Genomic DNA, 12,970 nt, shown 5'->3' with positions numbered 1-12,970 from the left:
TTTCCTTCGATGATAATCCGTTATTATTCCGCCAGCTCGTCGATCCGGATCGGGCGGCCTTCCGCCACTGAGCGATTCGCAGCTTCCATGAGTTTGGTCAGATCGACAGCCGCTGCGATGTTTTCCGTCGCCTCGGTGCCTTGCTTGATATGTTCCACCCATTGGCTGAACGCATAAGGTAATCGGTCCTCCAGCGCCAGCTTCTCCCATTGTCCGCTCCCGCCGTTGTAACGAACGACAGGAACCTCATCCGGGAACCCGTACAGCAGCGTGCCTTCCGTTCCGTGAAGCTCGATGGAGAACGGCGAGTGGCTGTTCACGAAGCCCGCTTCGGCGATGCCAAGCGCGCCTTCCGCATAACGCAGGATGGCTACGGCATTGTCTTCGACTTCCTTGCCCGTCACATAACCGAAATTCGCACTTACACTTTCGGGCATACCCAAAAAACGCCGTACCAGGTACATCGGATGGCAACCCAAGTCAATGAGGGCGCCGCCGCCGCACTGCTCCTTCGAGAAGAAGTGCTCGGGCAGCCAGTTCGCGGTCGCGCCGTTATGCGACAGCCGCACCCGCGCCATGGTTAGCTTGCCGAGCTTGCCGCCTTGAAGCACGCGGTCAATCGTCTGCGTATAGCCGTCGTACAGGCGCGGCAGGGAAACCATCAGCTTCACCCCTGCTTTTCGAACCGCAGCAAGAATGTCCGATACTTCCTTCGCCGTAGGAGCGATCACTTTCTCCGTGAAAATATGCTTGCCCGCCTCCGCCGCCTTCACCATGACCTCACGATGCATATTCGTTGGTGCATCCACGATGACCGCATCGATGTCGTCCTGCGCGAGCATCTCATCCAGCGAGGCATAATACGGTACTCCGTACTGCGCCGCTTTGGCCTGCCCGCGTTCGGGAAGTTCATCCCAGATCGCGGCCAGCTCCGTCTCCGGATGCTCTAGTGCCTGCTTCGTGTAATCTTCTGCATGAACGTGCCAATAGCTGATTTTGCCAATGCGAATCATTCGTTAGTAATCCTCCTTGGTATTTGACTTAAAATATACGACAACATAGACAGATTACACAACTTTTATAGCCATTATAATGAGCTTTCGTGCCATTTGAACTACAAATTGACGACATGAGGATATTGGTGGATTCGCTCCTGCTCTAATCTACACTGAGTGTTCATTTGCATATAATAATGAAAAAAGAAAAGAGGCCTCCCAAAAGAGAGACCTCTATAGGTTAGGCTTTACAGCCTATCTTACATCATGCCGCCCATTCCGCCCATGTCTGGACCAGCTGGTTTTTCTGGTTCTGGTTTGTCAGCGATCACCGCTTCAGTTGTCAGGAACAGGCCTGCAACGGAAGCTGCGTGTTGCAATGCGGAACGAGTAACTTTCGCAGGGTCAACGATACCTGCTTCGATCATGTTCACCCATTCGCCAGTAGCCGCGTTGTAGCCGATGCCGACTGGTTCTTTCTTCAGGCGATCCACGATAACGGAGCCTTCTTCGCCAGCGTTTGCAGCGATCGTACGAACCGGCTCTTCCAGAGCGCGAAGCACGATGTTGACACCCGTTTTTTCGTCGCCAGTTGCTTCAACAGCAGCTACTGCGTTGTATACGTTCACGAGGGCAACGCCGCCACCGGATACGATACCTTCCTCAACGGCTGCACGCGTAGCGTTCAGCGCGTCTTCGATGCGCAGTTTGCGTTCTTTCAGTTCAGTTTCCGTAGCTGCGCCGACTTTGATGACTGCTACGCCGCCAGCCAGTTTAGCCAGACGTTCTTGCAGTTTTTCTTTGTCGAACTCGGAAGTGGTTTCTTCCAGTTGCGCACGGATTTGGTTGACGCGAGCTTGGATGTCGGCTTTGTCGCCGCTGCCGTCCACGATCGTCGTATTTTCTTTCGTAACGATAACTTGACGTGCGTTACCCAGTTGCTCAATCGTCGTGCTCTTCAGATCCAGACCCAGTTTCTCAGTGATCACTTGGGCACCAGTCAGAGCAGCGATATCTTGCAGCATCGCTTCGCGACGGTCGCCGAAGCCAGGAGCTTTAACAGCTACCGCGCTGAACGTACCGCGCAGTTTGTTCACGATCAGCATGGCTTGAGCTTCGCCTTCGATGTCCTCGGCAATGATGAGCAGCGGTCTGGATTGTTGTACGATTTTCTCCAGAATTGGCAAGATTTCTTGCGTGCTGCTGATCTTCTTGTCGGTGATCAGGATGTATGGATTTTCAAGTACGGCTTCCATTTTGTCCGTATCCGTAATCATGTAAGGAGATACATAACCGCGGTCAAATTGCATCCCTTCAACCACTTCAAGCTCGGTTGCGAACCCACGGGATTCTTCAACCGTGATTACGCCGTCTTTACCTACTTTCTCCATTGCTTCAGCGATCAGTTCGCCAACTTCTTCGTCAGCAGCGGAGATTGCAGCAACTTGAGCAATCGATTGTTTGCCTTCGATCGTTTTGGAGATCTTCTTCAGTTCTTCGACTGCAGCGCGAACCGCTTTGTCGATCCCTTTACGCAGGCCGATTGGGCTAGCGCCGGCAGTAACGTTCTTCAGACCTTCACGGATCAGCGCTTGCGCCAGAACCGTTGCCGTTGTCGTACCGTCACCGGCTACGTCATTTGTTTTCGTCGCAACTTCTTTGACGAGCTGAGCGCCCATGTTTTCGAAGGCGTTGTCCAGTTCGATTTCTTTTGCGATCGTTACGCCGTCATTGGTGATGAGCGGGCTGCCGAATTTCTTTTCCAGCACAACGTTGCGGCCTTTCGGACCGAGCGTTACTTTTACTGCGTTTGCCAAAGCGTCAACCCCACGGAGCATCGCGTGGCGGGCGTCTTCACTGAATTTAATCTCTTTTGCCATTGTTCAATTACCTCCCATATAGTTGTGTAGATATTCGTTCGGATACGAATCGGCGGATTAGCCGATGATCGCGTGGATGTCGCTTTCTTTCATAATCAAATATTCTTTGCCTTCATATTTCACTTCAGTGCCAGCATATTTGGAGAAAATAACGCGGTCACCTTCTTTAACTTCCAACGGAACGCGGACGCCATCTTTCAAAGTTCCGCTGCCAACGGCGATGACTTTACCTTCCTGCGGTTTTTCTTTGGCTGTGTCTGGAAGCACGATGCCAAATGCCGTTGTCTCCTCTTGCTCGATCGGTTGCACGAGAACGCGTTCACCTAAAGGTTTGATCATGAAAAAACAGCCTCCTTTTAAATATGTGGTGTTATGTGTAGATGTTGTTATATATGTTAGCACTCAATCATCCTAAGTGCTAACAACCACTTTTATATTACTCAAGTTGCGAATAGATTTCAAGTTCCTTTGTACAAATTTTTTTCTTTGTTTCATGGGATGAAGTGCGCGCCTTCCTCATTGTATCCTTGAGCTTGGATAAATATTCCGAAGGAATGGACGAGCATGGCCCGCAGGATTACGGCGGCCTGGTGCCGGGGCTTGGGGCCGCATAAAAAGTGGGGAAGTCGCCGAGCAGCGTTTACGTCCGCCTTTGGGAGTTTGGGCGGCGAAAAGGTCGAGTTTGTAGCCCCCATAAGCGTTAGATTCACAACGCCCCCGTTTTGGGCCCAATAGCGTTGCTGGCAAGCGTTAGAGCGCAGGTTCGCTGTTGCTGCAGGTGTCTCGGCTGTCGCTGCTGTTGTTGCCACAGTCACTACTGTCACTACTGCTGCAGTTCTACTGTTGTTGTTCCGCAAGTGACTCTGGGGTCGCTAATTTAGTTACTCCGCGAGTTCCCTGTTGCCAACTATTGACGCTGCCGTCGCGCAAGTTACTTTTAACTGTTCATAGTTACTCCTAACTACTTCTAACTGCTCTTAATACTACGTCTCCTCTTCATTGCGCCTAACTGCGCTCCTGCTCCTAACCCACCGGGCGACGTGAACAGTTCCGGCTAACGCTTGCCACAGCGCTTATTTGGACCAAATGAGGGGGATTTCAATTCTAACGCTTGTCAGCGAGCTTATTTGCACCAAAGGGCCCCGTTTCGAGGGCGAAACGGGCAAATAAGCTCTCTCATAAGCGTTAGATTCTCTACGCTGCCGTTTTGGGCCCAATAGCGTTGCTGGCAAGCGTTAGAGCGCAGGTTCGCCTCAACGGTGTTCGCCGGAGCCCATCAACGCACACAAGTTCCCTCACCGAGTCAGCGACCCCCTCACCGCGAGATCGACTCGCTCACATGGCAGTGGCTCGCTCAAGTTACAGTGGCTTGCTCACGTGACAGCACTCGCTCACCGCAACAGCAAACCCGCACCGGGACTGACATGACTTTGTAACGCGTTTTATTGCAACGCTAGTGCTTTGGGAGCCATTTGCTACCACCTTCTCTTCGCTCCAATCAGGGCAAAGAGCGGACAACAGCGGCTGAGCGGCGACTCCACCTCTACAACTGCGGTCCACACGAACCCCAGCGCCAAAGCCTCCAGCGGGCAAAAGAAAAACGCGCCCCGCTTACGCGAAGGCGCGTTCTCTCATTTATAGATTTCCGCCCGTACCGCATCCACCGCCTGCTGCTTCGCATAAACCCGCTTGGACAAGAGCACGCTCAGCTCGTAAAGCAGAATGAGCGGGATCAGCACCAGGAAGGCGGAGAACAAGTCCGCCGGCGTGATCATCACCGAGATGACCACCAGCGCGAAATACGCGACCCGGCGCATCTTCTTCAGCCGAAGCGGCGTTAAGATTCGCAGCTGCGTTAGAAACAAAATGATCAACGGCAGCTCGAACAACAACGAAATCGGCAACACGATGTTGGTCAGAAATTTGAAATAGTCAGCCATTCCGTAGGTCTCGACGAGTCCCAGCTCCTTGTTCAGCGAACCGGTAAACGTCATCGCCAGCGGGAACACCACGTAATAACCAAAGGCTAGGCCCGCCAGGAAAAAGACGAACACATAAGGGATGTACTTCGCGGTCGCTCTGCGTTCCTGGGGCTTCAGGCCAGGGCTGACAAACGCCCACACCTGGTATAACGTAAAGGGCAGCGTGATCCCAAATGCAACCAGCATCGCAATTTTCATATACACGCCAACGCCGTCCCAGAACGAAAAAGCGTTTAATTCGATGGTCACGCCGGATATGGCGTTTCTCGTCAAAAAGTGGTAGATCGGATCGACGACGAAAAATGCCGCCACCAGCACCACGACAAACACGATGCAAACCGCTACCAATCGCCGCCGCAGTTCTGTCAAATGATCTACGAGACTTTGCGCTTTGTCTTTCTCCGACATCTCAGGTTCTCCTTTCCCCGCCGGGCTTCCCGTCCCATCTCAAGCAAAATCCCTCCGCTAAGGAAGGGATCAAGGTTACGCCTATGCAACTGACTTGCTGCTCCCGGTTATTCGGGAAGACGGCGGTCGTCCGGTTTGGGGCCCTCTGCCTGCGGTTGCGGTGCGGGTTCCGCTCTTCTGGCTTCCGGCTGATCATCCACAATATCCCGGGTCGCCTCTTTGAATTCACGGAACGTGCGTCCAACCGCCCGCCCCAGATCAGGTAATTTATTTGGACCAAATAGCAGCAACGCCGCGATCACAATCAACAAAAATCCGCCTGCGCTCATGGGTAATTCTCCTTTCGTTACGGCATAGAAATCGACAAGGTCTTCCGATAAAATCACTCGCCCACATCATACCATAACGAATATCACAGTTACAGTCTATTTCTTTAACAACTTCGCGAAGTAGTAGAAAAATAAAGCCCGTAAATGTGTAAACGAAAATCGAATTATAAACGGAATTGCCCCGTCACCATCAGCAACGCTTCCGGCAGTTGATCCATGATCGCTGCCAAATTTTCGTGCACGCCTTTGGGCGTTCCCGGCAAATTCACGATCAGCGTCCGTCCGCGAATGCCGACGATTCCCCGAAACAGCATCGCCGCAGGGTTCTTCTGCATCAACCGGTACCTCATGGCCTCCGCCATCCCGGGCACTTCACGTTCGATCACCCGCCTTGTGGCTTCCGGCGTCACGTCCCGAATCGCCAGCTCCGTCCCCCCCGTTGTCAGCACCAAATCAGCGTGAAAATAATCGGTCATTTCAATCAGTGCGGCGATAATTTCATCCGGTTCATCGGGGACGATCCGATATTCCACGATCTCGCCGCCCAATTCCTCCTCCACCAGCTCACGGATTACTTGGGCGCTCGTATCTTCACGTTCTCCCCTTGCTCCTTTGTCGCTGGCGGTAAGGATCGCTGTTTTCCAAACCATGAAGTCACCCTCCTCATCCATATAGGAACTCCCTTTGAAGTCCAACGTAATGCCGGATCATGTCGATTCATGCTGATTTCCAACTGCAAACTATCTTCTTTATCTATATCAAAATCCAGCAGCCGCCGCAAATATTACGAACGCACGTAATCCCCGCTTTTGCCGCCTGACTTCGAGCGCAGCAGCGTCGGACCGATGACCATGTCCTTTTGCATCGCTTTGCACATGTCATACACGGTCAGCGCCGCGGCAGACACTGCGGTGAGCGCCTCCATCTCCACGCCGGTTTTACCTTCCGTCTTCACCGTGGCTTCAATATACAGCTCGTCCCGGCCGTTATCGTCAAACGTAATGTTGACGCCGGTGAGCGCAAGCGGGTGACACATCGGAATCCAATCGGACGTCCGCTTGGCCCCTTGAATCCCCGCGACCTGGGCTACGGCCAGCACATCCCCTTTGCCGATCCGCCCTTCCTTAATTGCCTCGAGGGTTGATGGAAGCATGGAGATTTTCGTCTCCGCCACGGCTTCGCGGACGGTCGCCGATTTCCCGGAAATGTCCACCATGCGGGCGCGTCCTTGTTCATTAAAATGCGTCATGCCTTGCCCTGATTCCGAGTTTGCCAAGCTTATCACTACTTTCCTTCATATATATCGTTCCTTTTGCCGTAAACAGCAGATCCAAACGGAAGTCATGCGATTCCATCGGAATCGCCTCCGGCAGGATCAGCTCCTCCAAGGCGAGGGCGCCTAGGACGACCTGACTTAAGCCGCCGCTGCGACGGGACAATTCGTCGATCAGGCGATCGTAATACCCGCCGCCAAATCCAATGCGCCCCCCCTTCGGGTCAAAAGCCAGCCCCGGAACCACAATGACGTCGATCTCGGGGTAGCGCTCGGGAGGCCAAATGGCCGTATGCGCTGCCGGCTCCGGAATTCCCCAGGTGCCAGGTACTAAGTCAGCCATCCCCGTCAACTCATGCAAGGTTAGGCTCCGCTGTGCACCAATCTTCGGCACAAGCAACCGGTCCCCTTGGGCCTGGCAGCTGGCCAGTAAAGGCCGAGTATCCGGCTCGTACCGGAAAGAAACATAGCAGAACACGTTCAGCTTCCCGCCGCGCCGTGCCCGCAAGGGCTTTAGCACCTCCAGCTCCGCGATCCGGCTGGCAGCCAGTGATTGTTCTGACCGGGAAGCGTCCGGGATTTGAGCGCGAACCGCCAGCATTTGCTGGCGCAGCTCCTTTTTGGCATCCGCTGGCTCCATGTGTAACCTCCCTTTCCGTTCCCGGCTCACGTTAGCCGGCCCTCGTTCAAGAGGCTTGGACGAACCCGGCTGATCTCTTCCTTAGTGTATCATTGTTATATCAAAATGAAAACTAAAGCATCCACTTTGCAAAAGCTGAACTTTCAAGCAATCAGCGATGCATTTCGCGTTGGTTTCATGTACACTGAAGGTACGTGTTTCACCGAATCTGTTCTATTTATCATGCACAGACTGCAAATCTTTTTTTGGAGGATCGAAACCGTTATGCTGCTTCAAGCTTCGAACATTACGAAATTGTACGGCGTGACCCCCGTGCTGGAAGGCATTAATCTGCAGGTGCTCGAACGGGACCGGATCGGTCTCGTAGGCGTCAACGGCGCGGGCAAATCGACGTTTCTGCAAATTTTGGCGGGCGAACTCTCTTATGACGGAGGACAAATTTTCAAAGCCAAAGAGACAACGATCGGGTACTTGGCGCAAAACAGCGGATTGCAATCGGACCGCACCATCTGGGAAGAGATGCTGGCCGTGTTCGCCCCGCTGATCGAAACGGAACGCGAGCTGCGCCGGATGGAGGAGCAGATTGCCGATCCGGAACTGGCCCGGGATGAGAAAGCGCACCAGGAATTGCTCGACCGCTATGCGCTGAAATCCGATTGGTTCAAAGACCACGGCGGCTATGAAATGGAAACCCGCATCCGGATGGTGCTGCACGGCATGGGATTTGGCGATTTTGCGCCGGACACCCCTATCGCAACGTTAAGCGGCGGGCAGAAGACCCGGCTCGCTCTTGCCCGGATTTTGCTCCAAGCTCCTGACCTGCTAATGCTGGACGAACCAACCAACCATCTCGATATCGAAACGTTAACCTGGCTCGAGGATTATTTGCGCAATTATTCCGGCGCCCTGCTGGTCGTTTCGCATGACCGCTATTTCTTAGACCGGCTTGTCACGGCTATCGTAGAGATTGAACGCCATCAATCGCGCCGCTACACGGGCAACTACAGCCGGTATATCGAGTTGAAGGCGGCGGAATACGAAAGCCAGCTGAAGCAATATGAGAAACAGCAGGATGAAATCGCCCGGATGGAGGCATTTATTCAGAAGAACATCGTTCGGGCTTCCACAACGAAGCGGGCGCAAAGCCGGCGCAAAGCGTTGGAGAAGATGGAAATCCTGGACCGACCGCTCGGCGATCCGAAACGCGCAAGCTTCTCCTTCGAGGCCGAAGTGATGACCGGCAAGGAAGTGCTGCACGTCAACGGCCTGTCCTACGCGTTTGCGGACAAATCCAAACCGTTATTCCAAAACGTTAACTTCGACCTGTACCGCGGTGAAACGGTTGCCTTGATCGGACCTAACGGGATCGGGAAGTCGACTTTACTGAAAATCCTGACCGGCGAGTTGCAGCCAACGGATGGGACCATCACCTGGGGAGCTAAGGTCAAGATCGGTTATTACGACCAAGAGCAAACGCATCTGAACCCGGCCAACACCGTGCTGGAGGAAGTGTGGGGCGCATTTCCCCACATCGAAGAAGCCCGGATTCGCAGCGTACTGGGCAATTTCCTGTTCAGCGGCGACGACGTGCTCAAGAAGGTAGCGGCGTTAAGCGGCGGTGAGAAAGCTCGGGTTGCGCTGGCCAAGCTGATGCTGTTAAAGGCCAACGTGCTGATCCTGGACGAACCGACCAACCATTTGGACCTATTCAGTAAGGAAGTGCTGGAGTCCGCATTAATCGAATACGACGGGACGCTGCTGTTCATTTCCCATGACCGTTACTTCCTGAACAAGATGGCCGAGCGGATTGTCGAACTGCATCCGAACGGTGCAGAACATTTCCTGGGTAATTATGATGATTATTTGGCAAAAAAACAGGAGCTTGCCGAACTCGCCGCCGATCAGACGAACGCCGGGACCGCGAAAGCATCCGTAAATTCCGCTCAAAAACAAGCCGAGCCGGAGGCACCTGCCGCCAAGTCCGGCGCCGCTTCCTATGAAGCCGATAAGCAGGCCAAACGGGAGGAGCGAAACCGCCAACGCCGCATCGAGCAGCTGGAGGCGCTGATCTCCAAGCTGGAGGAAGAAATCGCCGAGCTCGAAAACGAACTGGCCCTCCCCGAGGTGTATCAGGATTATACGGCGGTTCAAGAACGGCAAGACGGGATCGACCGTAGGAAAGAACAGCTCTCCTCCGCCTATGAAGAATGGGAAGCGCTGGCCGAGGGGTAAGGTCACAATTTTTTAAACAATTGTTCATTTTTTCTCGTTCAAGTTATTCACAACTTTATCCCCATTATGCAGAATCAACAAAACTTCAAGACGGCCCGCTGGGCCGTTTTTTCGCGGGGATATCGTCGTTTTTTGTCGCATGCTAGTTTTATCCACTAAATTATTCACAATATCCACAGTTTTCTGAAAACACAACAAATCATTTTCTGAAACCTGCTCAATTCACTGGTACACCAAGCTTTCATCCTTTTTTCACAAAGATAGCTAACAAGTTGTGGATAAGCTTGTCCACAACTTGACAAAACTTTCGTCTTAGGTCTATCTCCTCAACTTTCTCCAAGCTGATGTTTTGCTTCACAACCATCCCAAGCTTCTGATGCTTCCTTCCCATTTTTCTTCCATTTCGTGATGATCTCTCAGCTGCGCCTCTTGAAACCATTCGAAATGCCTATTGCCCTGCGTATTTTAAAATCTTTATGATCTCTAGTAGAGTTGCGGCCGAAAAAACACATTCGCCGTCAAATATTCACCGAAAAGGAGAGAATGGAATGAAATTTGTCAAATGCGCTTCAATCGCCGCACTGGGCGTCAGCCTCATCTTTGTGGGAGGATGCCAAATGCTTGGCACATCCAAAGGCGCTTCTTCCACGACTTCCCCTTTTACGGAATCCAAGCTGCCTGGCGGAGGTCTGGCCCTTCCGGAAAACGAACGGCTCCATCTGTCAACGAATAAGCAATGGATCGAAAGTGAAGGCCATCTGTCCGACCTGATCCGTCTGCAATGGACAGGAGACCGCGCCAAACCGGCAATCGCTTGGGCCGATGAGCAAGGCAAAGACAAAACGGCGATTATCTCGCATGATAAAGCGAACAATCCGGAACAACATGATCATAAGCATATTTCGATCGAAACCACGATGTCGCCGACTGGGGAATATAAGGATCAGCTGTTTACCCGCCTGGAAATCCCTTACGATACTGACGTCGCAGAGATTCGCACCCATTCGTCCAACTTCAACGTCATGGACGGCATTTTGCGGGTAGCCGGCGAAGGTAATCGGGATGTACAATTCGCCGTCACCGGCAAGGATAATGCCACGGCTCCGCTCTGGAGCCTGCGCGCCAACAGCGCTGAGCTCAGCGGCAACAACGCCGGAGCGGATTTTAACCTGATCCGTTATTCGGATAAAGGAGAAGCGATCGACAGCGCGCTTACGGTCAAACGCGAGAACGGCCAAGTTGGTATCGGCACAGAGGATCCGCAAAGCGCCCTGGACATCGAGGGGGACAGCATCCGTATCCGCGAGTCCCGCACGCCGGCTTCCTCCAAGGCTCCAGGGAACCCCGGAGATATCGCCTGGGATGAAAACTATATTTACGTCTGCGTTGCGAAAGACACCTGGAAACGGACCGCTTTATCCACTTGGTAACGCAAAGGTCTGAAAATCCAGCTCGATCCTATTCTGCCGGGCCCCACGCGTTGGGTTGCCCGGCTTTATTCTGCTCTCCAAGGGGCGCTTGCTTGAAACCATAAGAGGTTCCCGAGTAGAATAATAAAATAACTTTAAATTTAAGAGAGAGGGGCCACACCGCCATGAATCGTAAAACGGTCCGTAACGTCACCGACTTGATCGGCGAGACTCCGGTCGTCAAATTAAACCGGCTCGTCTCACCGCAGGATGCGGACGTATACGTCAAGCTGGAGTTTGCCAATCCAAGCGGAAGCGTCAAGGACCGGGCGGCTGCCCACATGCTCAGGACGGCCGAACAAGCAGGTCTGCTCACTCCCGGCGCCACGATCATCGAGCCGACCAGCGGGAATACAGGCATTGGGCTGGCTATGAACGCCGCAGCCAAAGGGTATCGGATCATTCTGGTCATGCCGGACAACATGACGAAGGAACGGATTCGCCTGCTGCAGGCTTACGGAGCTGAAGTCGTGTTGACGCCTGCAGCGCAGCGGATGCCCGGTGCGATCGCCAAAGCCAAAGAACTGCTGGCCCAAATCCCCGGCAGCTTTATGCCGCAGCAGTTCCAGAACCCTGCGAATCCGGAAATTCACCGGCTTACCACCGGGCCGGAGATCGTGCAGCAAATGGAAGGCCGGCTCGACGGGTTTGTCGCAACGGCTGGCACGGGCGGCACGATTACCGGGACCGGGGAATATTTGCGAAGTAAGATCCCAAACCTCCATATCACCGTTGTTGAGCCGCAAGGCTCGCCAGTGCTGTCCGGCGGAGAGCCGGGGCCGCACAAGCTGGTGGGAACCAGCCCCGGGTTTATCCCGCCGGTGCTGAATACCGCCATCTATGACGAGATCGTCCAAGTCAGCGATGAAGATGCACTGGAGACGACGCGGCGCTTGGCCGCTCGCGAGGGCATCTTAGTTGGGCCGTCGTCCGGAGCTTCGGTGTGGGCGGGGATCCAATTAGCCAGACGGTTAGGCCCTGGCAAACGCGTATTATGCATCGCACCGGATACCGGGGAGAGATACTTGAGCATGGGGATTTTTAACGAGCCGACAGGCGCCGAAGGTTAAACGAAAGAAGTAATCTACTATCCTACTCTATGGAAAAGAGGACTGATACCATGCCCCAAATGATCGGAGGCATCTCCCATATCGATAAGGACGAACTGCACGCCTTGCTTCAGGATCCCGCCAACGAAACGATCGTAATCGACGTGCGCGAGCCGTTTGAATACGAAGCCGGTCATATTCCCGGGATTCCATTAATCCCAATGGGTGAAATTCCGGACCGGCTGGATGAGCTCGATCCGAAGCAGGAATATGTGTTTGTGTGCCGCAGCGGTTCACGCAGCTACGAGGTAGCTCGTTACTTGCAGGCGCAGGGCTTTGAACGGGTTCACAATTTTCTGGGCGGGATGCTTGGTTGGGACCTTGAGGTCGAGTACGGATTCGACGAGGATGCATCACGTTAACCGCAGAATCCAGCGGAACATCATCATCGAGCAATACAATAGGGACAGTCCCGAGAGAGCTTCCAAGCTCTACGAGGCTGTCCCTTTATTTTAGAATCAATGGACGAGTACGGCTCTTGGCGACCGGATAAATTCCACATCCTTTTCTGCTTCATGTGCCAGATCCGCCTCACTCGCATGTTTGACACTGTAAGCAACGAAAGCCGAAAGTCAGGACATCGTCAAACCACTTCTTCAGCAGAGGTGGGCAGCTATACCAATAAAATGGGAACTGGAACACAATCCGGTATC

At 53.4% G+C, this 12,970-nt stretch carries 12 protein-coding genes and 1 pseudogene; 4 read left to right on the top strand and 9 right to left on the bottom strand.

Annotated elements, in window-relative coordinates; all coding sequences use genetic code 11:
• Positions 1-23: 23 nt before the first annotated feature.
• The 8 genes from U9M73_RS01005 to U9M73_RS00970 form a co-directional block, all read right to left on the bottom strand.
• Complete coding sequence (locus U9M73_RS01005; protein ID WP_260069893.1) at positions 24-1,013, bottom strand: Gfo/Idh/MocA family protein; 990 nt, start codon at positions 1,011-1,013, stop codon at positions 24-26.
• 242 nt (positions 1,014-1,255) lie between these two features.
• Positions 1,256-2,875, bottom strand: a complete 1,620-nt coding sequence (groL, locus tag U9M73_RS01000; protein WP_009226292.1) for a chaperonin GroEL — start codon at positions 2,873-2,875, stop codon at positions 1,256-1,258.
• 57 nt (positions 2,876-2,932) lie between these two features.
• Positions 2,933-3,214 (bottom strand): co-chaperone GroES, encoded by a 282-nt coding sequence (groES, locus tag U9M73_RS00995; protein WP_016313170.1) that lies wholly within the window; start codon positions 3,212-3,214, stop codon positions 2,933-2,935.
• Between the two features lie 1,292 nt (positions 3,215-4,506).
• Positions 4,507-5,265: a twin-arginine translocase subunit TatC gene (tatC, locus tag U9M73_RS00990; RefSeq protein ID WP_260069899.1), complete on the bottom strand. Its 759-nt coding sequence runs from the start codon at positions 5,263-5,265 to the stop codon at positions 4,507-4,509.
• Between the two features lie 107 nt (positions 5,266-5,372).
• Positions 5,373-5,594: a twin-arginine translocase TatA/TatE family subunit gene (locus U9M73_RS00985; RefSeq protein ID WP_036646116.1), complete on the bottom strand. Its 222-nt coding sequence runs from the start codon at positions 5,592-5,594 to the stop codon at positions 5,373-5,375.
• A gap of 164 nt (positions 5,595-5,758) precedes the next feature.
• Positions 5,759-6,244: a MogA/MoaB family molybdenum cofactor biosynthesis protein gene (locus U9M73_RS00980; RefSeq protein WP_009226288.1), complete on the bottom strand. Its 486-nt coding sequence runs from the start codon at positions 6,242-6,244 to the stop codon at positions 5,759-5,761.
• Positions 6,245-6,378: 134 nt separating this feature from the next.
• A complete protein-coding gene (gene moaC, locus U9M73_RS00975) occupies positions 6,379-6,843 on the bottom strand; it encodes a cyclic pyranopterin monophosphate synthase MoaC (protein WP_009226287.1) in 465 nt (154 codons plus the stop codon).
• On the bottom strand, positions 6,830-7,507 hold the full coding sequence (locus tag U9M73_RS00970) for a 5-formyltetrahydrofolate cyclo-ligase (protein ID WP_323075950.1): 678 nt from the start codon (positions 7,505-7,507) through the stop codon (positions 6,830-6,832). The genes moaC and U9M73_RS00970 overlap by 14 nt, the downstream gene beginning before the upstream one ends.
• 264 nt (positions 7,508-7,771) lie before the next feature.
• Between U9M73_RS00970 and U9M73_RS00965 the strand changes: the two genes are divergently transcribed.
• The 4 genes from U9M73_RS00965 (at position 7,772) to U9M73_RS00950 (ending at position 12,679) form a co-directional block, all read left to right on the top strand.
• Positions 7,772-9,739 carry an ABC-F family ATP-binding cassette domain-containing protein gene (locus U9M73_RS00965; RefSeq protein ID WP_323075948.1) on the top strand — a complete coding sequence of 656 codons (1,968 nt, stop codon included), beginning with the start codon at positions 7,772-7,774 and terminating at the stop codon, positions 9,737-9,739.
• Positions 9,740-10,287: 548 nt separating this feature from the next.
• The gene (locus U9M73_RS00960) at positions 10,288-11,169 is read left to right on the top strand and encodes a hypothetical protein (RefSeq protein ID WP_323075946.1); all 882 of its coding nucleotides are present in this window, start codon (positions 10,288-10,290) and stop codon (positions 11,167-11,169) included.
• A 164-nt stretch (positions 11,170-11,333) separates the two neighbouring features.
• Positions 11,334-12,278: a cysteine synthase A gene (cysK, locus tag U9M73_RS00955; RefSeq protein ID WP_323075944.1), complete on the top strand. Its 945-nt coding sequence runs from the start codon at positions 11,334-11,336 to the stop codon at positions 12,276-12,278.
• Between the two features lie 50 nt (positions 12,279-12,328).
• On the top strand, positions 12,329-12,679 hold the full coding sequence (locus U9M73_RS00950) for a rhodanese-like domain-containing protein (RefSeq protein WP_323075943.1): 351 nt from the start codon (positions 12,329-12,331) through the stop codon (positions 12,677-12,679).
• A 199-nt stretch (positions 12,680-12,878) separates the two neighbouring features.
• Here U9M73_RS00950 and U9M73_RS00945 read toward each other — a convergent pair.
• Positions 12,879-12,965, bottom strand: a pseudogene (locus U9M73_RS00945) (NAD(P)H-dependent oxidoreductase); the annotation flags it as partial.
• Between the last annotated feature and the right edge of the window lie 5 nt (positions 12,966-12,970).

Source organism: Paenibacillus phoenicis (genome assembly GCF_034718895.1).
Lineage (GTDB): Bacteria > Bacillota > Bacilli > Paenibacillales > Paenibacillaceae > Fontibacillus > Fontibacillus phoenicis.
Note: the sequence above shows the minus strand (reverse complement) of the source record. Positions and strands in the feature narration are given on the sequence as shown.